The organism is Marivivens donghaensis (assembly GCF_011806565.1).
Lineage (GTDB): Bacteria > Pseudomonadota > Alphaproteobacteria > Rhodobacterales > Rhodobacteraceae > Marivivens > Marivivens donghaensis_A.
Window position 1 is genome coordinate 297254 of record NZ_JAATOP010000001.1, and the last position, 23593, is coordinate 320846.

At 59.6% G+C, this 23593-nt stretch carries 26 protein-coding genes, 1 tRNA gene and 2 pseudogenes; 17 read left to right on the forward strand and 12 right to left on the reverse strand.

Going from position 1 to position 23593, the window contains the following annotated elements; translation table 11 throughout:
* The 5 genes from HCZ30_RS01530 (at position 1) to HCZ30_RS01550 (ending at position 2768) form a co-directional block, all read left to right on the forward strand.
* Positions 1 to 519, forward strand: coding sequence for a 6,7-dimethyl-8-ribityllumazine synthase (locus HCZ30_RS01530; RefSeq protein ID WP_167635998.1), 519 nt, complete (start codon positions 1 to 3; stop codon positions 517 to 519).
* 16 nt (positions 520 to 535) lie between these two features.
* Entirely contained in the window at positions 536 to 1003 is a 468-nt protein-coding gene (nusB, locus tag HCZ30_RS01535) for a transcription antitermination factor NusB (protein ID WP_167635999.1), read from the forward strand.
* Positions 1004 to 1107: 104 nt separating this feature from the next.
* A complete protein-coding gene (locus tag HCZ30_RS01540; protein ID WP_167636000.1) occupies positions 1108 to 1455 on the forward strand; it encodes a hypothetical protein in 348 nt (115 codons plus the stop codon).
* Between the two features lies 1 nt (position 1456).
* Positions 1457 to 2029 carry an HdeD family acid-resistance protein gene (locus HCZ30_RS01545; protein WP_281352588.1) on the forward strand — a complete coding sequence of 191 codons (573 nt, stop codon included), beginning with the start codon at positions 1457 to 1459 and terminating at the stop codon, positions 2027 to 2029.
* A 250-nt stretch (positions 2030 to 2279) separates the two neighbouring features.
* Complete coding sequence (locus HCZ30_RS01550) at positions 2280 to 2768, forward strand: MmcB family DNA repair protein (RefSeq protein ID WP_167636002.1); 489 nt, start codon at positions 2280 to 2282, stop codon at positions 2766 to 2768.
* On the opposite strand, the gene HCZ30_RS01555 is transcribed toward HCZ30_RS01550, so the two are convergent.
* A complete protein-coding gene (locus tag HCZ30_RS01555) occupies positions 2746 to 2946 on the reverse strand; it encodes a DUF6324 family protein (protein ID WP_167636003.1) in 201 nt (66 codons plus the stop codon). The two genes, HCZ30_RS01550 and HCZ30_RS01555, sit on opposite strands and share 23 nt — an antisense overlap.
* A gap of 121 nt (positions 2947 to 3067) precedes the next feature.
* Between HCZ30_RS01555 and HCZ30_RS01560 the strand changes: the two genes are divergently transcribed.
* A tRNA-His gene (locus HCZ30_RS01560) sits at positions 3068 to 3144 on the forward strand.
* A gap of 7 nt (positions 3145 to 3151) precedes the next feature.
* On the opposite strand, the gene HCZ30_RS01565 is transcribed toward HCZ30_RS01560, so the two are convergent.
* Positions 3152 to 3457: a DUF6476 family protein gene (locus HCZ30_RS01565; RefSeq protein WP_246212513.1), complete on the reverse strand. Its 306-nt coding sequence runs from the start codon at positions 3455 to 3457 to the stop codon at positions 3152 to 3154.
* Here HCZ30_RS01565 and HCZ30_RS01570 point away from each other — a divergent pair.
* The 4 genes from HCZ30_RS01570 (at position 3456) to HCZ30_RS01585 (ending at position 7546) form a co-directional block, all read left to right on the forward strand.
* On the forward strand, positions 3456 to 4487 hold the full coding sequence (locus HCZ30_RS01570; protein ID WP_167636004.1) for an RluA family pseudouridine synthase: 1032 nt from the start codon (positions 3456 to 3458) through the stop codon (positions 4485 to 4487). The genes HCZ30_RS01565 and HCZ30_RS01570 overlap by 2 nt on opposite strands.
* A 159-nt stretch (positions 4488 to 4646) precedes the next feature.
* Complete coding sequence (rpoH, locus tag HCZ30_RS01575; RefSeq protein WP_167636005.1) at positions 4647 to 5543, forward strand: RNA polymerase sigma factor RpoH; 897 nt, start codon at positions 4647 to 4649, stop codon at positions 5541 to 5543.
* A 97-nt stretch (positions 5544 to 5640) separates the two neighbouring features.
* Positions 5641 to 6612, forward strand: a complete 972-nt coding sequence (locus HCZ30_RS01580) for a Gfo/Idh/MocA family protein (RefSeq protein ID WP_167636006.1) — start codon at positions 5641 to 5643, stop codon at positions 6610 to 6612.
* The gene (locus HCZ30_RS01585) at positions 6602 to 7546 is read left to right on the forward strand and encodes a hypothetical protein (RefSeq protein WP_167636007.1); all 945 of its coding nucleotides are present in this window, start codon (positions 6602 to 6604) and stop codon (positions 7544 to 7546) included. Before HCZ30_RS01580 ends, HCZ30_RS01585 begins: the two co-directional genes overlap by 11 nt.
* Here the strand turns inward: HCZ30_RS01585 and HCZ30_RS01590 are convergent.
* Positions 7543 to 8712, reverse strand: a complete 1170-nt coding sequence (locus tag HCZ30_RS01590; RefSeq protein ID WP_167636008.1) for a dipeptidase — start codon at positions 8710 to 8712, stop codon at positions 7543 to 7545. The two genes, HCZ30_RS01585 and HCZ30_RS01590, sit on opposite strands and share 4 nt — an antisense overlap.
* 140 nt (positions 8713 to 8852) lie before the next feature.
* Here HCZ30_RS01590 and HCZ30_RS01595 point away from each other — a divergent pair, with 140 nt between their 5' ends.
* On the forward strand, positions 8853 to 9794 hold the full coding sequence (locus HCZ30_RS01595) for an endonuclease/exonuclease/phosphatase family protein (RefSeq protein WP_167636009.1): 942 nt from the start codon (positions 8853 to 8855) through the stop codon (positions 9792 to 9794).
* 36 nt (positions 9795 to 9830) lie between these two features.
* Here HCZ30_RS01595 and HCZ30_RS01600 read toward each other — a convergent pair whose 3' ends face one another.
* From HCZ30_RS01600 to HCZ30_RS01610, 3 genes are all read right to left on the reverse strand, one after another.
* A complete protein-coding gene (locus HCZ30_RS01600) occupies positions 9831 to 11648 on the reverse strand; it encodes a M3 family oligoendopeptidase (protein WP_167636010.1) in 1818 nt (605 codons plus the stop codon).
* 62 nt (positions 11649 to 11710) lie between these two features.
* On the reverse strand, positions 11711 to 12682 hold the full coding sequence (locus HCZ30_RS01605) for an alpha/beta hydrolase (protein WP_348640341.1): 972 nt from the start codon (positions 12680 to 12682) through the stop codon (positions 11711 to 11713).
* 4 nt (positions 12683 to 12686) lie between these two features.
* Positions 12687 to 12977, reverse strand: coding sequence for an SCP2 sterol-binding domain-containing protein (locus tag HCZ30_RS01610; RefSeq protein WP_167636012.1), 291 nt, complete (start codon positions 12975 to 12977; stop codon positions 12687 to 12689).
* 211 nt (positions 12978 to 13188) lie between these two features.
* Between HCZ30_RS01610 and HCZ30_RS01615 the strand changes: the two genes are divergently transcribed.
* The 5 genes from HCZ30_RS01615 to HCZ30_RS01635 all read left to right on the forward strand — a co-directional run bounded on the left by HCZ30_RS01615 (position 13189) and on the right by HCZ30_RS01635 (position 17957).
* Positions 13189 to 13608: a tetratricopeptide repeat protein gene (locus tag HCZ30_RS01615; RefSeq protein ID WP_348640342.1), complete on the forward strand. Its 420-nt coding sequence runs from the start codon at positions 13189 to 13191 to the stop codon at positions 13606 to 13608.
* 22 nt (positions 13609 to 13630) lie between these two features.
* A complete protein-coding gene (locus tag HCZ30_RS01620) occupies positions 13631 to 16429 on the forward strand; it encodes a helicase-related protein (protein ID WP_167636014.1) in 2799 nt (932 codons plus the stop codon).
* Positions 16426 to 16815 carry a S4 domain-containing protein gene (locus HCZ30_RS01625; RefSeq protein WP_167636015.1) on the forward strand — a complete coding sequence of 130 codons (390 nt, stop codon included), beginning with the start codon at positions 16426 to 16428 and terminating at the stop codon, positions 16813 to 16815. Before HCZ30_RS01620 ends, HCZ30_RS01625 begins: the two co-directional genes overlap by 4 nt.
* A gap of 49 nt (positions 16816 to 16864) precedes the next feature.
* Positions 16865 to 17200: a ferredoxin FdxA gene (gene fdxA / locus HCZ30_RS01630; protein ID WP_167636016.1), complete on the forward strand. Its 336-nt coding sequence runs from the start codon at positions 16865 to 16867 to the stop codon at positions 17198 to 17200.
* A gap of 247 nt (positions 17201 to 17447) precedes the next feature.
* Complete coding sequence (locus HCZ30_RS01635; protein ID WP_167636017.1) at positions 17448 to 17957, forward strand: CarD family transcriptional regulator; 510 nt, start codon at positions 17448 to 17450, stop codon at positions 17955 to 17957.
* 229 nt (positions 17958 to 18186) lie between these two features.
* Here the strand turns inward: HCZ30_RS01635 and HCZ30_RS01640 are convergent, their stop codons facing one another.
* The 6 genes and pseudogenes from HCZ30_RS01640 to HCZ30_RS01660 all read right to left on the reverse strand — a co-directional run bounded on the left by HCZ30_RS01640 (position 18187) and on the right by HCZ30_RS01660 (position 22720).
* Positions 18187 to 18447, reverse strand: coding sequence for a hypothetical protein (locus HCZ30_RS01640; RefSeq protein WP_167636018.1), 261 nt, complete (start codon positions 18445 to 18447; stop codon positions 18187 to 18189).
* Between the two features lie 558 nt (positions 18448 to 19005).
* Positions 19006 to 19689 carry an IS21-like element helper ATPase IstB gene (gene istB, locus HCZ30_RS01645; RefSeq protein WP_167636019.1) on the reverse strand — a complete coding sequence of 228 codons (684 nt, stop codon included), beginning with the start codon at positions 19687 to 19689 and terminating at the stop codon, positions 19006 to 19008.
* Positions 19634 to 20715: pseudogene (gene istA, locus HCZ30_RS01650) on the reverse strand (IS21 family transposase). Before istA ends, istB begins: the two are co-directional and overlap by 56 nt.
* Positions 20716 to 21024: 309 nt before the next feature.
* Positions 21025 to 21336: an aspartate/glutamate racemase family protein gene (locus tag HCZ30_RS16575; RefSeq protein WP_246212515.1), complete on the reverse strand. Its 312-nt coding sequence runs from the start codon at positions 21334 to 21336 to the stop codon at positions 21025 to 21027.
* A 12-nt stretch (positions 21337 to 21348) separates the two neighbouring features.
* A complete protein-coding gene (locus tag HCZ30_RS16580) occupies positions 21349 to 21795 on the reverse strand; it encodes an aspartate/glutamate racemase family protein (protein WP_246212517.1) in 447 nt (148 codons plus the stop codon).
* A gap of 1 nt (position 21796) precedes the next feature.
* Positions 21797 to 22720 carry a helix-turn-helix domain-containing protein gene (locus HCZ30_RS01660; RefSeq protein WP_246212519.1) on the reverse strand — a complete coding sequence of 308 codons (924 nt, stop codon included), beginning with the start codon at positions 22718 to 22720 and terminating at the stop codon, positions 21797 to 21799.
* A 236-nt stretch (positions 22721 to 22956) separates the two neighbouring features.
* On the opposite strand from HCZ30_RS01660, the pseudogene HCZ30_RS01665 reads away from it, so the two are divergent.
* Positions 22957 to 23588, forward strand: a pseudogene (locus HCZ30_RS01665) (tyrosine-type recombinase/integrase).
* The last annotated feature ends 5 nt before the right edge of the window (positions 23589 to 23593 follow it).

The following is a 23593-nucleotide window of genomic DNA, read 5'->3' on the forward strand; positions in this document are numbered from 1 at the left end:
ATGGCCGGTGCATCCCACTACACACTCGAACGTCCGACTTTCGATAAGCCGGTCAAAATCCTGATCGTCGTTGCGCCTTACTACAAGGACATCACCGACGGCATGGTCGCCGGCGCAAAGGCAGAGATCGAGGCCGTTGGCGGCACTTGGGAGCTGGTCGAAGTACCTGGCGCCCTCGAAGTGCCGACCGCTGTCGGCATCGCTGCCCGCATGAAGGATTTCGACGGATATGTCGCGCTGGGCTGTGTCATCCGCGGTGAAACCACCCATTACGATACCGTCTGCAACGATTCGTCCCGCGCGCTGACGCTGCTCGGCCTTCAGGGGCATTGCATCGGCAACGGTATCCTCACGGTCGAAAACTATGAGCAGGCTGCCGTGCGTTCCGATCCCGAAGGCCAGAACAAAGGTGGCGGCGCGGCCGCTGCGGCCTTGCACCTGATCGACTTGGGGCGTAAGTGGGGCCGCGCTGGCTCGATCGGCTTTACCAACGACATCCTTATGGCCCGAGAGGGCTGAGGAAGGACCCGCCCCCATGACTGTTTCGAACAACCAACTTCGCAAGATGAAATCGGCTTCGCGCCTTTTCGCTGTTCAGGCCCTCTTCCAGATGGAAGCGGCGGGTCAGACCGTGGAATCCGTGGTCGAGGAGTTCGAGACGTTCCGCTTCGGAGAGATCTTCGAAGACTGGGAAATGCAGGAGGGCGAGCCCGATGTGTTCCGCAACCTGATCGACGGTGCGGTCGAAAATCAGGCGAAGATCGACCAGATGACCGACCGCGCGCTCGTTGCGAAGTGGCCGCTGGGCCGCATCGACCCGACCCTGCGCGCGCTTTTCCGCGCCGCTGGTTCGGAGTTCATTGCCGCCGAAACCCCGCCCAAGGTGGTCATTGTCGAGTTTGTGCAGGTTGCCGAAGCCTTCTTCCCCGAAGGCAAAGAACCGAAGTTCGTAAACGCCGTTCTCGACCACATGGCACGCGAGGCACGCCCCGACGCCTTCTGATCAGGCATCGGTAGGCGAAAGGTCGCATCGTAACAAATAAACTACATTAATTGCTTGTAGCTGCCGTTATACGACATACATTGTTGTTAACGGAGGTTGCTGACATGCCAGAACTTATCAAGGTCTACATCAAGCAGGTCCTGATTGGCTTCGGTCTCTCGGCAGTATTCGTCGCATCGCTTCTTTATGGAAACGTCGCGAACCTCCGGCATCTTGTTACCCATACCGACGTCGGCACTCTCGCAGTGTTCCTGCTGTGGCTGTTCAACGGCATCGTGCTGGCCGGCGTTCAGTTCGCTGTTCACATCATGACGATGAACGATGATGACGACGATGATGGTCCCGGTGGTGGTCTGCGTGAGCGCTTTGTTCAGCGCGAACTGATTCCCGTGCGCGTCGAAGCGACGAGCCGCCCCACCAACAACACCCGTTACACCCGCCCACGAGGCTGAGATGTCAGTCGGGGGATTCCCTAACGTACGGCGCGATCCGAAGCGCGCGTTTCTCCAGAAGCTCAAGCGCCGCCTCAATGTGATTGGGGTGGCGATGTTGATTCTGGGAGTGCTTGCTCTTGTATTTCCGTTCTACTTTACAGCGCTCGCCAAGGTCGTCGTCGGCTGGTTCTTCCTGCTCATTGGCGCAGTCACGCTCTATAACGCGATCTGGGCCCGCAAGCTGGCGGACGGATTGCTGAGTGGTGCGGTTGCCGCGCTATACCTCGCCGTTGGCGTCTACCTATCCTTCGTCGCGAGCGGCGGATTGGTCGGACTGACCGCGATCGTCGCAGTCGCTTTCTTGATCGACGGGGCGATCGAATACGCTCTCGCCATGCGCCGCAAGCCGCGGGCAGGGTGGAACTGGATCGCGCTCAGCGGGCTGTCGTCAGCCATGCTTGGCGGTGTGCTGCTTGCACTTTTGCCGACCGATGCCGCTTGGGCGCTAGGCGCAGTTTTGGGGCTGAACTCCGTTACGACAGGACTGTCGGTCCTTGCGATGGCGCGCGCTGTGCGCCGTCCGGCGGAGTGAGTGGTGGCGAGAACCACAGCAACCGTACACGCTTAATTCCCGAGGACCTGTTATTACAGGTGGGCGCCAGATAACTAAACCAGAGCTCAGACAGAGCCAGCTCCCTCGGATTTGCTTAAGGCCACTGGAATGTTAGCGCATTCGTACGTGAAGAGCAGAAGCTCGCCGTGGACTGAGGTAGTACTGCGGCTTCTCGCTTTCAAGTCCCAATCGACTTGACGAATGTTCTCTAAATGTTCATTTTTAACCCATGAGCGATCAAGCTGCCCTCGACACACCCGATATAACCGACCTGATGAGACCCGGTCAGTTGCTGGCCCGCGGGGTTTCGCGGTTTCTGCTGAGCCATGACTTCGTCACGGTTGAGGAACTGGTCCCGACGGGCGGTTTGCGCGTCGACGTGATGGCGCTTGGCCCGAAGGGCGAGATCTGGATCGTCGAGTGCAAATCCAGCCGCGCCGACTATCAATCGGACAAAAAGTGGCAGGGTTATCTGGAATGGTGTGACCGTTTTTTCTGGGCGGTCGATGCCGACTTTCCGGTCGAGCTGCTTCCTAACGACTCAGGTCTGATCATCGCCGACAGCTACGGCGGAGAAATCATGCGGATGCCGGATGAGACAAAACTGGCCGCCGCGCGCCGCAAAGTGATGATCCAGAAGTTCGCGCGGCATGCGGCGATCCGCCAACATGCCGCCCGCGACCCTGGAATGAAGCTTAGCGCTTCTTCTTGGACATAGCGCGCGCACCCTGTGCAGCAGCGCGGATTTCTTCTGCAATTTCCTCGGCTTCTTCGGGATCGAAGTCCATCGGGATCTCGATTCCGCCTTCTGCTTCGATAAACAGGCGGACCATGCCGGTGTTGGTCGGTCCGATTTGCAGATTCGCTTCGATTTCGCGTTCGTTGTTAATACCCATGTCATGCTCCTGACTGATTTGGTTTGCAGTATCGCGCCTGAACGGGACGACGCAAGACTGCGGAATTTTTGACTTCGGGCTATTGCATTACCCGATAACCGAATGTAAATCCCCGCGCAGTGCCGCCTTAGCTCAGTTGGTTAGAGCGCCTGATTGTGGATCAGGAGGTCCCCCGTTCGAGCCGGGGAGGTGGTACCATCCCCCATCACTGCTGATAGTTGATCTGAACCCGCTGGGTCATCACGCCCGTTGTCGCGTTGAAAACGAGGATTTCGTCGCCCGCGACCACAGCGTACCATCCGTTGCCGACCGTGTACGACGTCGCCTCGACGCCATCGGGCAGGGTGATGCTGTTAGGCATCGACAGCGACGGGCCGTTCAAGCGGGTGACAAGCGTTACAATTAGCACTACGAAGCCTGCGATCATCACGACCGCCATCGCCAGAACCAGTCTTTTCAGGAAAACGGCAACTGGCGGCAGTTCATCCATTTCATCGGGAGCCTTCGTCATGGCCACGTCCCTTGTCAGCTTTGTGATTGCGGAAGATCCGCCCGCCCGACTTGATAAGGCGCTTTCGCGTGATGTGCCAGCAGAGGCTGACCTGTCCCGCTCGCGACTGGCCAAGCTGATCGAAGAGGGCGCCGTGAAGGTCGCAGGGGAGGTCGTGACCAACCCGCGCTTCAAGGTTGCTGGCGGCGAAGAGATTGAAATCACCGTCGAGGCAGCGGTCGAGACCGACATCGTGGCCGAGGATATTCCGCTGAGCGTAGTCTACGAGGACGATGACCTCATCGTCATCGACAAACCCGCCGGCATGGTCGTCCACCCTGCGCCCGGTACGCCGAACGGAACCGTGGTCAACGCGCTGATGTTCCACTGCGGCGAGAGCCTTTCGGGAATCGGCGGCGAAAAGCGTCCCGGTATCGTGCACCGCATCGACAAGGACACCACGGGCCTGCTGGTCGCGGCGAAGAACGACAAGGCCCACCACGGGCTGGCTGCACAGTTCGAAAAGCACTCGGTCGAGCGTCGCTATCTCGCGGTCTGCTACGGCGCACCCGACCAGAACGACCCGCGCATCCACGGTATTCGCGGCACCAATTTCGAGGCCGGCAATATCCTCAAAATCCAGACGTTCCTTGGCCGCCACAAGACCGACCGCCAGCGTCAGGCTGTCAGCTTCGAGCAGGGCCGTCACGCCGTGACCCGCGCCCGTATCATCGAATCGCTGGGCGAGCCTGCCTCTGCCGCGCTGATCGAATGCTGGCTGGAAACGGGCCGCACGCACCAGATCCGCGTGCACATGTCCCATGTGGGTCACAGCCTCATCGGTGATCCGGTTTACGGTGGTAAGCGTAAACTTAATGCAAAGGCCGTTGGAGAAGCCGGTGTCGAGGCCGCAGGTCGCTTTGACAGGCAAGCCCTCCATGCCGCGACGCTGGGGTTCGATCATCCTGTGACTGGAGAATGGATGGAGTTCGAATCCGAGCTGCCGGACGACATGGCGGAACTTGTCTCTGCTCTTGGCGGTTCTCTTTGAAACAGTGATCCCGTCTGCGTGAAACGCGTGAAAATCGCTCGCGCACCGACGGATCGCAGCTAAAGTTGCGTTCATACCTGTGCACGCCGCCTTGAACGGTTCGTTAGGCGCGCCCATATGGATGTAAAAGATTTAAACATTCCCCAAGGGGGGACGAAAATGAGCACTTATGCAAATCTTCCGGCTCCGTCGCCGGAACAGGGTCTAAACCGGTATCTACAGGAAATCCGTAAGTTTCCGATGCTGGAGCCCGAAGAAGAATACATGCTGGCGAAGCGCTGGGTTGATCACCAGGACTCCGCGTCGGCGCACCGTATGGTCACAAGCCACCTCCGCCTCGCCGCGAAAATCGCGATGGGTTATCGTGGTTATGGCCTGCCGCAGGCCGAGGTAATCTCTGAAGCGAACGTCGGCCTGATGCAGGCGGTGAAGCGTTTCGACCCCGAAAAAGGCTTCCGCCTTGCGACCTACGCGATGTGGTGGATTCGTGCGTCGATTCAGGAATACATCCTGCGTTCGTGGTCGCTCGTGAAGCTCGGTACGACTTCGGCTCAGAAGAAGCTGTTCTTTAACCTCCGCAAAGCGAAGGCCCGTATTGGTGCATTTGAAGACGGCGATCTGCGCCCCGAAAATGTGCAGCGCATCGCGAACGACCTTGGTGTGACCGAAGATGAGGTGGTGCAAATGAACCGCCGGATGAGCGGCGGCGACGCGTCGCTCAACGCGACCATCGGCACCGAGGACGACAGTTCGACCCAATGGCAGGACTGGCTCGAAGACGAGGACGCCGATCAGGCCACCGCGTACGAAGAGCAGGACGAGATGGACAGCCGCCGCGCCATGCTGGCCGAAGCCATGGATGTTCTGAACGACCGAGAGAAAGACATTCTGGTTCAGCGCCGTCTGTCGGACGAAACGGTCACGCTCGAAGACCTGTCGTCGCGCTACGAGGTCAGCCGCGAGCGTATCCGCCAGATCGAGGTCCGTGCATTCGAGAAAATCCAGAAAAGGATGCAGGAACTTGCCAAGGAAAAAGGCATGCTCGAAACCGCATGACCGACAAGGCCCGCCAAGTGCGGGCCTTTTCTTTGTCCGCCTTTACCTCCCGCGCCGCGCGGTCTAGCGTCCTCTCAACGTAATCAGGGAGGAAGTCATGAAGCCGGTTAAATGGGGTGTTTTGGGGGCGGCTAATTTCGCCAAGGAATTCATGGCTCGCGCAATCCACGCTGCCGAAGGCGCAGAATTCGCCGCCATCGCAACGTCGGATGCCAAAAAGGCCGAGCCGTTTCAGGCATTTGCGCCGAACCTCAAGGTCTACACCGACTACGACGCGCTGCTGGCCGATCCCGAAATCGAAGCCGTATACATCCCTCTGCCCAATCACCTGCATGTCGATTGGACGGTGAAGGCGCTCGAAGCGGGCAAGCACGTCCTGTGTGAAAAGCCGATCGCGATGGAAGAGGGCGAGTTCGACCGCCTCATCGCTGCGCGGGATGCCTCGGGCAAGCTCGCTGCCGAAGCCTACATGATCGTTCACCACCCGCAGTTCATTCGTGCCAAGCAATTGGTACAGAGCGGCGTTATCGGTGATCTGACGCTTGTGGATACGGTATTCAGCTACAACAACGCAGCCGACGTCGAGAACATCCGCAATCGTCCTGAAACCGGCGGTGGCGCGTTGCCGGACATTGGCGTTTACATCTTCGGCTCGGCTCGTTTCGTGACGGGGGAAGAGCCAACCGCCATCGCGCATTCGCAGATCACCCGCGAGAACGGCGTCGATGTGTTCACCCAGATGACCGCCGAGTTCCCGTCGTTCGCTTATCGCGGCGTGATCTCCATGCGTATGGCGCCGCGCCAGTACATCACATTCCACGGTACCAAGGGCCACCTGACGCTCACCGCGCCGTTCAATGCAGGCGTCTACGATGTGGCTGAGCTGACACTCGAAACCACTGCTGGCCGACAGATGGAGCGCTGGCCGAGCGCGAACCACTACGTGCTTCAGGTACAGAATTTCTGCCGTTCGGTCCGCGAAGGCACGGCCTATCCGTGTCCGCTCGAATTCAGCCGTGGTACGCAGCGCATGATCGACATGACAATTTCGGCGGCTGATGGCGCCTGAGATCAAGATCCACCTGCCTCGGGCGATGCTGGAAACCGTGTCGCATAATCCGAAGCAGTTCTATCGCCGTCTCGAGCGGGGATTGCAGGAAAAAGGTTACAGGGCGCGGCTGAAAGAACGCCGCGCTCTGAACCTTCCGCCCGATCCGGACGATGGGCATTTCTATTTCATCCACCAAGCGACGCATCAGCAGGCTAATGTCCTGAACACCGGCTTGGCCTATGTTTTTCCGTTCTGGTACGCCGACCCGAAAGGGATTTACGGCGAGAGCTCGGTAATTGATGCTAAGTTTGATCCTTCGGATGTTGAGGACGAAGCGACTATGTTTGCCGCGCGCCTACGCGACCGGCTCGCTGGCGGTCGAATGTCCCGCTACGACCAGCCTAAGGAAGTGACCAGCTTTGACAGCAAGCATGTTGCGGTATTTCTGCAAGGCGATAGCGATATCCTAGCCCGTTCTGCCTACCTTCACGGTCGCCAGATCATGCGCGAGGCTGTCGATTGGGCCGATGGGCGGCCGGTCGTAATCAAGCCGCATCCCAAGGGCATTTCCCGCCCTGACAAGCGCGTGTTGGATGCGCTGGTTGCACGGCACCCGAACGTCACTGTGTCAGACGCCAACGTGCACGACATCTTGGCCTCCGCGATGGTGACGCTATCGATCAGCTCTGCCGTTGCGCTTGAAGGCATGATCCATGGCGTGCCCGCAGTCCTATGCGGTAGGTCGGACCTGCATCATTGCGCGGTTACGGCACAAACGCGCGAAGAAGTCGGACCGGCCATCAACCAAGCGCTCGCCCGCGATTGGCCGTTCGATGCGTTTCTGTACTGGTTCCTGCAAGTGCAGATGATCAACGCAGGCACCGAAGGCATGATCGACCGCGTCCTTGAGCGCATGGTGGCCCAAGGGGCAAACCTCGACCCTTTCCGTTAGTTCAGGCGCGCCCGCAGAACGCGAAGCATGTTCTCGCCCATGACCTTGCGCACCTGATCTTCGGATAGTCCCGCGTCCAGCAGAGCCGAAGTCAGCGCGGGCAGTTCGGACGTATCGAACGCGGTTTCGACCGAACCGTCGAAGTCCGAACCGAGCGATACGTGGTCTTCCCCGACAGTCTCGATCGCCGCGACGATCATGCGCGTGATGCCTGTGGGCGTGATGTCACCGCATGCGACCTCGGCCCAGTAACCCATGCCGATCACGCCGCCCGTTGCAGCGATATCCTTAATCAGGTCGTCCTCGAAATTCCGCTTCACCGCGCAGTGCCCGTGGATGCCGCTGTGACTGACGATAAGTGGCACATCGGTCATCTCCAAAACCTCGCGCGCGGCCTGAGGGCTGACGTGGGCGAGGTCGATGATCCAGCCGTCCGCCTCGGCCTTGGCGACAACCTCGCGCCCGAAATCGGTGAGGCCGTGGTTGGCCTGACCATGCAGCGAACCGGCGACCTCGTTGTCGAAAAAGTGCGTCAGGCCCATGAGGCGATAGCCCGCGTCCCAGAGGCGGTCCATCTTGGCAATGTCGCCTTCCAGCGGATGCGCGCCCTCCATGCCAAGGATGCCTGCGACGAGCGGCGCGCCATTGGCGCGTGCTGCCAGAACCTCATCGAGTTCGGCTTCTGTGGTGACGATCCGCAAATGGTCGGGGTCTTCCAGTTCGAACTTATGGAGCTTTTCGGCCTGATACATCGCACGCTCGTAGATGCTGCCCCACGTCCGCACGGGCCACAGCTGACCGATGGACAACAGCGTGATGTTGTCGAGCGCATCGGCGTCATTCTCGTCGTAGTTCAGACCCATCGGGGATTTGGTGACGGCGGTGAACACCTGCACGGCCACGTTGCCTTCGCCAAGGCGCGGCAGGTCGACCTGCCCATAAGAACCGCGCTTGGTCAGATCCCTGTTCCACAGGAGGCTATCGGCGTGCCAGTCGCCAACCGTTAGCGTAGCGTGCAGCGCGGCGGCCTCGTCTGAGACCTTGTAGGGATCGTGGCCGATGACGTTGTTGCGCATCTTTTCCACGATGCCGGGTGCGAAGGCGAAGAAGCAAATGACGACCAGCAGCGCGAAGCCAAGTACGGTCAGTAGAATACGTTTAATCATGACACGCCTCCCGTTTGGGCAAAGCGTAGCGGGTGTGTCGGCGAATGGGCAAACTATTCCTCGCGTCATGTATGTGTCACGCAATGCGATTGTAACTCGCAGCCGAGCGGGTAAACGTGCCGCTGGGTAACGAGGGCATTATGGCGCGTCAGGCAGTTCGGGACGGTATCGTTGGCGCGTTGGTGCTGACCGAAGTGGTGGTCGTCGGGCTGGGCGCTTTCGCGCGGCTTGTGCCGTCGGAGGTCCACACGAACTCCGTCCTGCGGGTGATGGACAGCCTGTCTTTCCACCTGTTGATTGTCGGGCTGGTGTTGGCAGGCGTGATCGCGGCGCTTGGGGCCATTCGGGTGGCTTTAGCGGCGGGTCTGGTGACGCTGACGGCGCTGGGTTTTCTGGTGGCAGATCAGCGCCAGCATTCGCTGCCGTTCGTCGATGCGGAAAGCTCGGTCCGCGTACTCTGGTTCAACGTTCTCTACGACAACGTCGAGAATTCTGCGGCCATCGTGGACGCTATCATCGAGGCGAACCCCGATCTGGTGGTGCTCGGCGAAGCGGGCGCTCTGGTGGCGGATATGGACCGGCTGGCCGCCAACTACGACTGGATCACGGATTGCCCCGATGACCACTGCGAGGTTGTCATGTTGGGACGCGGAGCAGCTGCCGAAGGGCAACCGTTCGGCATCCTCCGGCCCGGACGGTATTTCACAGCCGAGCTGCCAGTGGGCGGACAGGCGCTGAATGTTGTCGGCGCGCATTTCGTGAAGCCGTGGTTCGATGGCCTCGCGGGGACCGAACAATGGCAACTGCGCAATCGCGTGAGGAAGATCGAAGGGCCGGTTCTGGTCGTCGGTGACTTCAACGCGGCACCGTGGAGCAATCCTGTCCGTTGGATGATGGAGGGCGCGGACCTCTATTCCGCACGGGTGCCGGTGGCAACGTGGCCCGTCGGGGCAGGGGCGCTGGGGGTGCCGATCGACCAAGTACTGGTCGGGCACGGGGCGCGGCTGGTTTCGGTAGAGGCGTTCGGGGATGACCTCGGCTCCAACCATCGCGGGCTGCTTGCCGAGGTCACGATCCCATAAAGAAAGCGCCCCGGATATTGGTCCGGGGCGCTTTGCTTAGTCTTCCATCGCTTCAAGCTCTTCGATGAACTCTTCGATCATCGAAAGACCCTTGTCCCAGAAGGCAGGGTCCGAAGCGTCCAGCCCGAACGGCGCGAGCAGTTCTTTGTGGTGCTTCGAGCCGCCTGCGGAGAGGAGGTCGAAGTACTTGTCCTTGAACTCTTCGCCCTGCTGTTCGTAGGACGCATAGAGCGCGTTCACGAGGCTGTCGCCGAAGGCGTAGGCGTAGACGTAGAACGGCGAGTGGACGAAGTGCGGGATATAGGCCCAGAAGGTCTCGTATCCCGGCATGAATTCGAACACGTCGCCGAGGCTCTCGCCCTGAACCGACATCCATAGCGCGTTGATATCGTCCGGCGTCAGTTCGCCCTGTTTGCGGGCGTCGTGCAGCTTGCACTCGAAGTCGTAGAAGGCGATCTGACGGACAACCGTGTTGATCATGTCCTCGACCTTACCGGCGAGCAGAACCTTGCGCTCGGTGTCGCTCTTCGCGCCAGAGAGCAGTTTGCGGAAGGTCAGCATCTCGCCGAAGACCGAAGCGGTTTCGGCCAGCGTCAGCGGGGTGTCCGATAGGAACTCGCCCTGCTTGGCCGCCAGAACTTGGTGCACGCCGTGGCCCAGTTCGTGCGCCAGCGTCATCACGTCACGCGGTTTGCCGAGGTAGTTCAGCATCACGTAGGGGTGGACGGTCGTGACGGTAGGGTGCGCGAAGGCGCCCGGTGCCTTGCCCGGCTTCACGGCAGCGTCGATCCAGCCCTTGTTGAAGAACGGCTCTGCCAGTTGGGACATGCGCGGATCGAAGGCGCCGTAGGCGTCCATGACGATCTTTTCGGCTTCGTCCCATTTGACGGTGCGGTCGGCTTCCATGGGGAGCGGCGCATTGCGGTCCCAGACTTGCAGCGTGTCGAGGCCAAGCCACTTTGCCTTCAGGCGGTAATAGCGGTGCGACAGGCGCGGGTAGGCGTTGACGACGGCGGTGCGCAGCGCCTCGACCACTTCCGGCTCGACATGGTTGGCAAGGTGGCGGGACATCTGCGGGCTTTCCATGCCGCGCCAGCGATCCTCAATCTCTTTTTCCTTGGCGAGCGTGTTGTGGACGCGGGCGAAGGTCTTGATGTTCGCACCAAAGACGCGGGCCAGTTCGCGCGCACCTTTTTCACGTTCGGCGCGGTCCTGTTCGGACAGCAGATCGAGCGTCGCTTCGATGTTTTTCTCTTCGCCATCTATGTTGAACGTCAGACCGGCGATGGTCTCGTCAAACAGCTTGTTCCATGCGGTCGCGCCAACGACGGAGGTATCGTGCAGGAATTTCTCCAGCTCGTCCGACAGCTGGTAGGGCTTCATCGCGCGCATACGGTCGAGCACGGGCTTGTAGCGCGACAGCTCGATGTTTTCGGACATCAGCTTGTTGTAGTGCTCGTCCTCGATGCGGTTAAATTCAAGGCTCCAGAACACGAGCGGGGTGGTGTAGCCGGTGATCTTGTCCTGACAGTCCGAAATGAACTTCGCACGGCCGGCATCGGTGGTGATCTGGTAGTAGCGCAGACCTGCGAAGGACATGATGCGTCCTGCGATCTCGCTGATCTTTTCGTTGCGCTGGACGGCGGTCAGCAGCTCGGCGGCGGTGAGGGTAGCCAGCTTGCCTTCGTAGTCGGCGGCGAACGAGGCGCATTCCTGCTCCAGCCAGTCCATGTCGCGCTTGAGTTCGGCGCTGTCCTCAGAGGGGTAAAGGTCGGTCAGATCCCATTCCGGCAGATCGCCGAGATCCTTGCCGCCGGTTGCATTCGCATCGAATACGGGGCTCGGGAGCTTCATGCTATGTCCTTCTCAATTCGTTTGTTCAAAGAGATAGTCCTCGAACGGCACGGATGAAAGGCTCAGGCAATCTCGCTCTGCGAACAATCGAACGAATTTTCGGCGTAATGGTCGAAATGCGCGCAAATCCGGTCGATGACCATCATGCGGGTTTCGGGTTTTTCCATCAAGATTTCATGGCGTCCGCCCTGAATGACGGTCAGATCGCCACCCTGCCAGCGCTCCATATAGCGATGGATGCGTGTCGGGCAGACGATCTGTTCGTCGGTGCCGACAAAGGTGACCGTCGGGTAATGCGGCGGGGGGAGGCGGTGCAGGTTCTTCATCTCGACCAGCGCTTCGTTCAGCCATTGCAGCGATGGACCGCCGAGCGACAAATCTGGATGCTCCATCACCTGACGGCGCATGTAGTCGAAGCTGTCACGGTCGGAAGTCAGCGTATTCAGCTCGAACTCAGCACGGGCGAGGTAGGTTTCGATCTGCTGGCCGGGGGCGAGCAGGTGGCTGAGGCCGATGCCGCGAGACAGCGACGATATGCTCCACGCCACAGGGCGCAGCGCAGCCGCCATCTGGATGCCCCACATCGGCGCGGAGAACGCCGCAGCTTTGACGTCCAGCCCTTCATGGAGTGAACGCAAACCAATGCAGCCACCCATTGAGTGACCAAGCAGGAAATACGGGCGGGGGAGGCCGGCTTCCTCGGCGTAGCGGACGGTGGCCGCGACATCGTGTTGATAGTCGCGGAAGCTTTCGACATGACCCAGCGCGGCGTTCGGGATCAGGCGATCCGCGATCCCCTGACCGCGCCAGTCAATCGCAACGGTCGCATAGCCCTTATCCAGAAATACCGCTGCATCGCGGCCGTATTTCTCGATGTATTCGGTGCGACCGGGGAAGATGAGAATCGTGCCCTTCACATCCGCGCCGGTCCAATGTCCGATGCGGATGCGGCAACCATCCGACGTGACGACCCAAGCGGCCTGACCACCGTCAGGCCCTTCGGCGACGTCACTATAGAATGGTGCGGCAGTCATCATTTTAGCCCAGTACGCCTGCGAGCTTCATCGCGGTGCCCATGTCACCGTCGACCGAGAGCTTGCCCGACATGAATGCAGTGGTGGGGTTCAGTTCGCCTTCGAGGATTTCCTGAAAGGTTTCTGCCGAAGCGGTCAGGGTCACATCGGTGTCCTCGTCGCCTTCATGGACGCCAGCGCCGTCGATCACGATATTGCCTTCGTCTTCGATCACGAACTTGGCCGAACCATCGAAGCCTTCGTTACCCAGTTTTTCTCTCAGTGCCACAACAGCAGTATTTACAACGTCGCTCATTCCAAAGTCCTTTCGCCAAAGTGAATATGCCGCCTCTGGTTATCGGCAAACAATAGTCTACACTGACGTTATGGGCGCGATGAAACCTTCAATCAAATGTACCGTTACGGCACTCCTGTTGTCAGTGGGGATTTCCCTACCGGTTTCAGCGCAGACCGTTGTTCTTGATGATCTTTTTTCGCAGCTGCAATCCGCTGATCCGGCGCAGGCCATGCGCCTTGTGGGCCGCATTCAGGAAGAGTGGGGCAAGAGCGGATCGCCGTCCATCGACCTTCTTTTAAAGCGTGGGCAGGATGCGCTGCTGCTCGGGTCGTTTGAATCCGCGATCGATCACTTCACCGCTGCCATCGACCACGACCCCGAATTTGCCGAAGCCTACAACGGACGTGCCACCGCCTATTACATGGCCGACGAAATCGGGCCGTCGATTGCCGATATTCGCAAGACGCTCGAATTAAACCCGCGTCACTTCGGTGCAATGATCGGATTCGCGGCTATCTTGGAAGAAATCGAACGTCCCGAAGCTGCGCTCGAAGTCTACCGCGAGGTTTCCGCACTGGTGCCAGCGGACGGAAACGTGCAAGAGGCTATCGACCGTCTTGAACAGGAACTCGAAGGCCAGTCCCTCTGATTGGCCTTTGTAGGGAAGAAAAATGAATACGTCCGCGCGCATCACGGCCGTTCTGGGCCCGACCAACACAGGTAAGACCCACTACGCTATCGAACGGATGCTGGCCTACCGGACGGGTATCATCGGCCTTCCGCTCCGGCTACTGGCCCGAGAAGTCTACGACCGCATCGTCGCGCTGCGTGGCCCTTCGGTCGTGGCGCTGGTGACCGGCGAAGAGCGTATCGTGCCCGACCGCGTTCAGTACTGGGTCTGCACCGTCGAGGCGATGCCGCCGGGAATGGGTTGCGACTTCCTAGCCATCGACGAAATTCAGCTCTGCGCGGATCCCGAGCGCGGCCACGTTTTTACCGACCGTCTTCTGAACGCGCGCGGCACTAAGGAGACCGTTTTCCTCGGCTCCGAGACGATGCGTCCCGCGATCGCGGCGATGGTGCCCAAAGCGCAGTTCATGAAAAAGGAGCGTTTTTCGACGCTCACCTATTCAGGTTCGAAAAAGATAAGCCGCATGCGCCCGCGCTCGGCAATTGTCAGCTTTTCGGTTGAAAATGTGTATGCCATCGCCGAGCTGCTGCGCCGCACCAAAGGTGGCGCAGCGGTGGTGATGGGTGCTCTTAGCCCGCGTACGCGCAATGCTCAGGTCGAGATGTACCAGAACGGCGACGTGGATTACCTTGTCGCGACCGATGCGATCGGTATGGGCCTGAACCTCGACATCGATCACGTCTCATTCTCTGCGCTCACCAAATTCGACGGCCAGCGTGTCCGGTATTTGGAGCCCGACGAGCTGGCGCAGATCGCCGGACGGGCAGGGCGCCACATGACCCACGGCACCTTCGGCGTGACCGGCGAGGCGCATGAACTTGACGAAGATGTCGTCGAAGCCATCGAGAACCACACCTTCCGGCCCGTAAAAAAGTTGCAATGGCGCAACAGCCGTCTGCAATTCGGCAGTATCGAAAGATTGCTCCAGACGCTGCAAGAGCGCACCGATGACCCGTGGTTGACCCGCGTTCGCGAGTCCGATGACCTCGCCGCGCTTCGGAATCTGTCTCAGGATGCGGAGGTTGTCGCACGTGCAAGCGACGGAAAATCCGTGCAACTTCTGTGGGATGTGTGCCGAATACCGGACTTTCGTGGCATTTCGCGCAATGAACACGCCAATTTGCTGCGGGATATGTATAATTTCCTGCATCAGCACGGCCACGTTCCCGAGGACTGGTTTGCCCGTCAGGTCAAACGCATCGACAGGACCGACGGTAATATCGATACTCTGTCGCGTCGCCTCGCTTTTGTGCGGACGTGGACCTATGTGGCCCAAAGACGCGGGTGGCTGAAAGACGAAACCCATTGGCGTGAAGCGACTCGCGCTGTAGAAGACCGACTGTCAGACGCTCTTCACGATGCGTTGACCCAGAGATTTGTGGACCGGCGGACCAGCGTTCTGCTTCGCCGGCTCAAGCAGAAGGAGGGCCTTGTGGCCGAAGTAAACGAACAAGGTGAAGTAACTGTCGGCGGCGAATTCGTCGGCAAGTTGGAAGGCTTCCGTTTTCGTATGGATAAGACCGCAAGCGCGGACGAGGCAAAAACACTGCGTCAGGCGTCCGTTCAGGCGCTGGCTCCGCAGTTCCATCTGCGTGCAGACCGCTTCTACAACGCGCCGGACACCGAGATCGATTTCACCGATCAAGGCGGCCTGATGTGGGGTGAGCACGCTGTCGGCAAGCTCGTCGCCAGCCAGGATGCTCTGAAGCCGGAAGTCGTCGCATTTGTCGACGATGAGGCAGGCGAGGATGTCGCCCAGAAGGTCCAGCGCCGTCTGCAACACTTCATCGACCGCAAGATCGCCGCTCTGTTCGAGCCGCTGCTCGCTATGTCGCGTGACGAGGCGATGGCAGGTCTGGCACGCGGCTTCGCGTTCCGTCTGCTCGAAAACTTCGGCATCATCCCGCGTGGTGAAGTCGCTGACGAAGTGAAGCAGCTCGATCAGGATAGCCGCGGCGCACTGCGCAAGCACGGCGTCCGTTTCGGTCAGTTCACCATTTTCATGCCGCTTCTGCTCAAGCCCGCGCCGACCCGTCTGCGTCTGGTGCTGTGGTCGCTGCATAAGAACCTCGACGATTTCCCTGACGCTCCGCCGCCGGGTCTCGTGACCATTCCGGCTGCTCGTGGTGTACCGCAGGGCTTCTATGCTATGGCCGGCTACCGCGCTGCTGGCGAACGTGCGATCCGTATCGACATGCTCGAGCGCCTCGCGGACATGCTGCGCGACAAGGATAGCAGGAACGGCTTCGAAGCGAATGCCGATATGCTGTCGATCACCGGCATGACCCTCGAGCAGTTCGCTGACCTGATGCAGGGCCTCGGCTACAAGGCCGACAAAGGCGAACGTGCGAAGGTCAAAGCGGCCGCTCCGGAAGTTCAGCCGGCTGAGACGCCGACCGAAGAGCCGGTAGAGCAGCCCTCCGAGCAGCCTGCACCCGAAGGCCCGAATGAGACGCCCGCCGAAACTCCGGCAGAGCAGCCCGCGCCCGAAAGCCCCGAAGAGATGGAGACGTTCTTCACCTTCACTTGGGGTGGCCGTGCACAGCGCGCCGCTGGCGGCAACCGTCCGCAGCAGGGTCAGCGTCGTGGTGGCGGTGATCGCGAAGGCGGCAAGGGTGGTGAACAGCGCGGCAAAGGCCGTGGACCCAAGGGCAAGGGCGGCAAAGGCCCGCGTCAGGATAAGGGTGCCAAGACCTTTGAAGCCAAACCCAAGAAAGAGAAGCAGATCGATCCGGATAACCCGTTCGCTGCGGCTCTGGCAGGTTTCAAGGCCAAGTGACGGACGCGCCGCGCCCGACCATCCGTGTCGACAAATGGCTCTGGCATGCGCGTTTCTTCAAGACGCGCACGCTTGCAGCTTCGGTCGTTTCGGCAGGGAAGGTGCGGGTGGACGGACAGCCCATCAGTAAACCGGCCCGCGCTGTCGGGCCGGACAACGTTCTGACCTTCCCCCAAGGTAAAGAGATTCGCGTCGTCCGCATTATTGCATGCGGTGAAAGACGTGGACCCGCGCCCGAAGCGCAAAGTTTGTACGAAGATAAAACCGTGTGGTCGGAAAAATCTCCCTCTAACCCGAGTTTTGACGGGAAAGGTCGCCCTGGAAAGCGCGAGAGGCGGAACATGGCGTCGCACGGACAATTGGACGACCCATTCTCGCTTGAATGACGGTCGAAGGCGGTCTAGCTAGACCCCCGAACATGAATAGGACCAACCAATGACCTATGTCGTTACGGAAAACTGCATTGCCTGCAAGTACACCGACTGCGTTGAAGTCTGTCCGGTAGACTGCTTCTACGAAGGTGAAAACACGCTCGTCATCCACCCCGACGAGTGCATCGACTGCGGCGTTTGCGAACCCGAATGCCCCGCCGACGCGATCCGTCCGGACACCGAGCCGGATATGGAAAAGTGGGTCGAGTTCAACCGCAAGTACTCGGAAATGTGGCCGGTCATCACCGCCAAGAAAGATCCGCTTCCGACCGCCGAGGAGATGGACGGTAAGCCGGGCAAGATGGACATCTTCTCGGAAAAGCCGGGCGAAGGCGACTAAGCGAATCATCTGTGGGTGCAAGAAAAAGCTTTGCGCCCGCAAATCCTTTGATACATTGAGATTAAAGGTTTCATGACGCAGTGCGGCATGGCCCTTTTTTTGGCGCTATTTTTGTGATATATAAGTTACAAATGCTGCCGGAAACCTGACCCGACCCAGTTCTGAACCTAATCCGACGGAGGCTTGTTTTAGTCCGCCGCCGGATTTTGCGTCGTCAGACGGGCGAGGTCGTCTAGGAAGGACGATCATGACCAAAGCAAAGAAGCCTGAATTCAGCCCCGAAGAATACGTTGTCTACCCCGCTCACGGTGTGGGGCAGATCGTATCGATCGAGAAGCAGGAAGTCGCAGGCTTTGAACTCGAACTGTTCGTAGTCTCGTTCGAGAAAGACAAGATGACCCTTCGCGTTCCGACCCACAAGGCGACCGAAGTGGGCATGCGCTCGCTGTCCTCGCCGGACGTCGTCGCTCACGCGATGAAGACTCTTAAAGGCAAAGCCAAGGTCAAGAAGGCCATGTGGTCGCGCCGCGCTCAGGAATACGAGCAGAAGATCAACTCGGGCGACCTGATCGCGATTGCCGAAGTGGTCCGCGACCTGCACCGCGCCGACGACCAGCGCGAACAGTCGTACTCGGAGCGTCAGCTGTATGAAGCTGCTCTCGAGCGTCTGACCCGCGAGATCGCAGCTGTCGGCGGCAACGACGAGCAATCGGCTGCCAAAGAGATTGACGACGTTCTGATGGGTCGCGCTGCTTAATCAGACGCGAACGTTCGGAAATTGAAAAAGCCGCCCTTCGGGGCGGCTTTTGCTTTTCTAGGGGAAGGGGGCCTAGCCTGACCGATAGTTGTCGACCCGATGGCCGTGCCGCTCGGCATCAATAGCGCGAAAAGGGCGCGGCATGTGCCGCGCCTTTTCTATCGTTTAATCATGTCTAGGATTATCGCCTGTGTCGCGACAGTACGGCCGCCGTAGGCGATACGAGGCTTCACTTGCGGCCCGATTTACTCTCTTCGATCCGCTGCTGAATTTCGTCTCCTACGATTTTCGGGCAGTCGGGATGCGCGGCGATCTTTTTAGCGTTGGCGAGCGTTGCGTACTTGCTGAAGAGGCGGAAGAATTCGACCATTTCGGGCTTATCCGCAAGCTCGTCCAGCACGCTCTCCAGGCTGTCGAAGAGAGCCTTATTCGCATCGACATAGGTTTGATGCTGATCTAGCGCGATTTGCGCTGTGAACCTTTTCCGCATTCTCTTTCAAACGCTGCTGCTTGTCGGTCAAGCGAGTGTAGTCGAGGACCGGGTGCCTTTTCTTTCTGGGCATCGTTGGGACTCCTGCTCTCAGAGTAATCACAGTCTCCACCCCGCGCTCATCGCAGGGTTTCTCTGTGCCTGCTGAAGACATGTTGCCAGCGCGGAGGACGCGGAAATCGCGTGGGCGATTTTTTTCAACTTTTTTCGTCGGGTCCCCGATCGCGCTTTCGAGACTGTGCCATGGACCGGAGCGCGTTCAGCGGTCCGATCAGAGATCTGCGAGCTTGAGCGAGGTGTTGGCGTGCCTGTTGTGGCAGCGTTTTGGCAATTTCCAGCAATGCGGCATCTGCAGCCTCAATCTGCGAAAGCTCTTTTTCCAGCTCAGCACGCGCCTCTCTGCGTGCGCGCTGCCGAAGGAGCGTGTCAATCGGCACCGAATATTGTCCCCTTATCGGCGCCCAAAAGTGACCCCCCTTGGCGGGACGCGGTGTAGCCTCCACACCGCGCAGCCGCGTCGGGCCGGCGTGGTCCTGGCTACTCCCGGGTTTTGAAGCGTCAGCTCTCGTTGCCGGTTTCGACGATGTCGCAATGATGGGTCAGTCGGTCGAGGAGCGCGGTCGTCATCTTGGGGTCTCCGAAGGCCGAGGGCCACTCTCCGAAATCGAGGTTTGTCGTCACGATGATCGCGGTGCGCTCGTAGAGGCGGCTGATCAGGTGAAACAGGAGTTGGCCGCCGGTTTGTGCGAACGGCAGGTAGCCAAGCTCGTCGAGGATCAGGAAGTCGAGGCGGCAGAGCAGATCGGCCGTGCGTCCCTGACGATTGGCGCGGGCCTTGGCGTCAAGCTTGTTCACGAGATCGAGGACATTGAAGAACCGGCCGCGCTTACCCCGCCTAATGCAGGACCGCGCGATGCTGACGGCGAGATGTGACTTGCCGGTTCCGGTCCCGCCAATCAGGACGACATTGCGCTGCTGGTCCAGGAAGTCACCTGTGGCGAGGTCGCGCACGAGGGTCTCGTTCACGGGCGTGTCTTCGAAGCTAAACTCGTCGACTTCCTTGGCCAGTGGCAGCCGTGCGACTGTCATCTGGTATTTGATCGAGCGCGCCTGCTTCTCGCTGATCTCGGCGCTGAGGAGATCTCCGACGATCTGCTGAGGCTCATGCTGCCCATCGTAAGCGGCCTTAATGCCGTAGAGCTTCAGCCGGCTCATTGCGTCCAGCACTTGCGATCTTTCCATTGTCGGGCCTACTCAGGCTGTCGTAGCGTCTGCAGTCAGCGACCGGTTCACAGGTCAGTCGCAACGCGTCGGGCGTGGTGATCGTCAGCGGTGGTGCCGGTTCGCGACGGCGGGCCAGGATGTTCAGGACGACAGCCGCCGCCGGTGCTCCTTCGCCCAGGCCACACAGCGATCCTCGAGCCAGGCATTGAGCTCGGCATAGCTCTTGAACTTGGGGCGCAGCACGAAGAACCGTCGCCGCACGACACCGACCTGGTTCTCGACCTGGCCCTTCTCCCAGCCGGACGCCGGAATACAGGCCAACGGGTCGACCAGATAATGACCGCACATCTGCTGGAAGCGCCGGTTATAGGCACGGTCGCGGCTCACGAAGATCGTGTCGACCGCTGTCTTCGCGTCCATTGTCCTCGGACCAATGGCGGACAATTCCCGCTGTCGTAGATCCCGCGCGTGCAGGTGCCCCCCGAAGAAGGCGAAGGCCTTGTCATGGGCGGCGAAGACCATCTCCTGCGTCTCACGCGGATAGGCCCGAACGAACAGCATCCGACTATGGCACAGGCGAACCTGCGCGACCTTCACGGTCGTGGTCGCGCCGTCGATCACCACGATCTCGTGGCTCCAGTCGAACTGGTAGGCCTCGCCCGGAGCGAAGGTTAGCGGGACATAGGCGGCCGCAGATGCCACCGCTTCCTCTCTGTTCCACGACGCGGCATATCGCCGAACTGCATCATAACCGCCGTCGTATCCGCGAGCCCGCAGTTCCTCAAAGACCCGGATGAGGGTTAGCCTCTCACGCTTCGCTTTCCGGGCATTTGCCGCAAGCATGTCATCGAGCTCACCCGTCCAGGGACCGATCTTCGGCAGCGGCTGGATCGTGCGCTCGTAGGTCAGTTCGATCGCCCCGGACCGGATCACCTTGCGCACCGTGTTCCGCGAGACCCGAAGTTCGCGGCAGATCTGCTTGATCGACTTCTTGTCCTGAAAATACGCTCGCCGGATCTTCGCAATCGTCTCCACAACCAACATCCCACACTGTGCTCCCCGATGATCTCGGGGCATGATCCACATCAGTGTAAGGGGGGTCATTTTTGGATGCTGATCACCCCGCTACAGGGTCAAAATTGTATGCCTGTTCACAGTTTCCGGAAAAACGGCAGCGCATACGTGCTGCAGGCGTTAGACGAGCCACCTTCCGGATCGGTCACTGCGACCTTTTCCAACTGGCCGCAAAGGATTGCGAGGGAGAAAGACGCCGACCCACAGAAGACCGTTCAGGACGATCCTGCGTCCTGCGACTACTAATCTTAGCAAATGGCAGGCGCCTATGCCCCTGCCTCAAATTGACAACGCCATTTCTACAGCCGCCTCGCAATGCAGTTTCGCGGTGTTGAACATGGGGAAATCCGGCATGTCCGGTTGGTCGATAAGAAGGAAAATCTCGGTGCAGCCGAGGATCAGTCCTTCGGCACCCTCGTCCCGGCGCATCCGAGCGGCGATCTCGAGATACCTCTGTCGGGAAGTCTCCTGAAACACGCCCTTCACAAGCTCATCGAAGATGATGCGGTCGATGTCGACCTGCTCCTCTTCGGTGGGACTCACGACAGTGATGCCGAAGTCGGCCAACCAGCGGTCCCTCATGTAGTCCATCTCCATCACCGGTTACGTGCCAAAAAGGGCGGCCCGCTTGATGCCCGCCTGTTGCATCGCCTCCCCCGTCGGCGTCGCGATATGCAAGAGCGGGATCGACTTCCCGGTCATAATCGGCTCCAGTGGCTTGTGCAGCGTGTTCGATACGCCGAGGATCATGTCGGCGCCGCCTGCGATCAAGGCCTCGACCTTGCCCGTCATGTATCGTGTCAGGCCATCCCAGTCGCCCTCGCGGACCATGGCTTCGATATTGCCAAAGTTCATCCCGACGATTAGCGTTTCGGCAATCTCCCAGCCTCCAAGTCGGGCATTCACGCCATCGTTGAGAAAGCGGTAGTACTCCATCGTGGCGACATTGGAGCTTCCGCCCAAAATGCCGATGGTCTTTAGGGAAATTGGGCGATGCGTCATCTCGGTGTCCTCTGGAAAGATCGGTTTGAGACCGGGATAGAGGCGCATGTCAGCGGCGTCTTGAACGGGTTTGATCTCGCTCTGAGCGGCTCGCGGCAAACATGCCGGGCGTGATCCCGTAGCTGCGTTTGAACCAGCGCGTCATGTGGCTCTGATCGGCGAAACCTGCAGCCAGCGCGGCCTCGGCCAGCCCGCTACCACCCGCGATCCTTTCGCGTGCCGCACGGACGCGCAGGCTTGTCAGGTACTGAAAGGGCGAAAGACCGGTTTCGGCGCGGAACCGCCGCGAAAGGTGTTCAGGGGAAATGTCCGCAAGCCGGGCAAGATCGACGAGGGTGACTGGCATGGTGGGATCATCGTTGAGGCGTTCGCGAACCCTTCCAATGGCTGGGGACGGCTCGCGCTCCTGTCGTGTTTCATCGTGTGTTTGATGGGCGCACAGGTTCGCCAAGAACTCTCCTAGGGCAAGCGGATCTCCTATCGCGATAGGCAAGTCGGACACCGAAGAGGGGCGGCGATGCACGCGGTGCCCTGCCAGGCATCTCTCGATTTCGGCGGCCTCCAATCCGGTGGCCTCCGCGATCTGATCGATGCTCAGGTAGATCGAGAGATATCGCCAGCCTGGCCCATCAACCGTCGAACCGCTGTGCAAGGTCTCGGGACCAATGACCAGCAGGTCCCCACACTGAACTTCGAAGGTGTGGCGGTCGCAACACGCGCGCTTGAACCCGCCTTCATAGGCGGCGATGACCACCTCGGCGTGGCGATGAGGCGTGTACTCGAACCGATGAACACGGCTTTCGAGAACGTCGAAGCCACCAAAAAGGGTGGCGCGGCTAAGTTTCATTCCGGCAAGGCCTGTATATTGATGCCGCCGCACGGAGGCGGCGCGACGTCGTTGACCTGCAGCATAAGGGAGCAAGTGGATTTTGAAGAGATAGCGGATTGGCGATCGATTGATCGCTCCAAGCATGCTGTACAATACCGCAAAGCACCGTTTGACGGATGCTGAGCCGCAGCGGCAACCAAGTGCATTAAGGGCAAGTCTGGGCTGGAATGAGATGAATGCTCGCGCAGCGAAGTTTCAGCACGATCTCTGGCAGTTTGGGCTCGAACCGGACCTCCGGTGCGATGCAGCATCATGTGCTATGACGTCATGTCAACGTCGGGTTGTCGATGTGGGTGGGCGTGGTGGGTGGAGGACCCATCATGGAAACACGAAACTTACCCGCCATCCGCGCGCTACGTCCTGCCGGAACAAAGGCAGCATCGTCGGCCAGAAACGGCCGCTCAAGCTCAAACACGTCTGGGCCATCAGGGTGCGGCTAGAGCTGGCTGAAAACCATCGTGATCTGGCGCTGTTCAATCTTGCCATCGATAGCAAGCTGCGCGGCTGCGATTTAGTGAAAATGAAGGTGGTCGATGTCATGGCATCAGGCCAAATCAAGGAACGCGCGTCGGTTCTGCAGAGCAAGACGCAGACGCCTGTCCGTTTCGAAATCTCCGAAGGCACTCGTGCATCGCTGGCAAGGTGGATGCGGGAGCCGTTGATGGCCGGGTCAGAATACCTCTGGCCTGGACGTTTTCATGAACGGCTTCACATTTCGACCCGCCAATATGCACGCATTGTGCGTGACTAGTTGATGTCCATCGGTCTGGATTCCAATGCCTAGGGCAAGCATTCGATGAGGCGAACGAAGGTGACGCCGATCTACAAGAAAACGGGCAACCTTCGGGTAGTCCAGCTGCTGTTGGGCCACACCAAGATGGACAGCACCGTCAGATATCTTGGCGTTGAACTAGAAGATGCATTGGTGATCTCTGAATCTATCGAGATCTAAAGGCA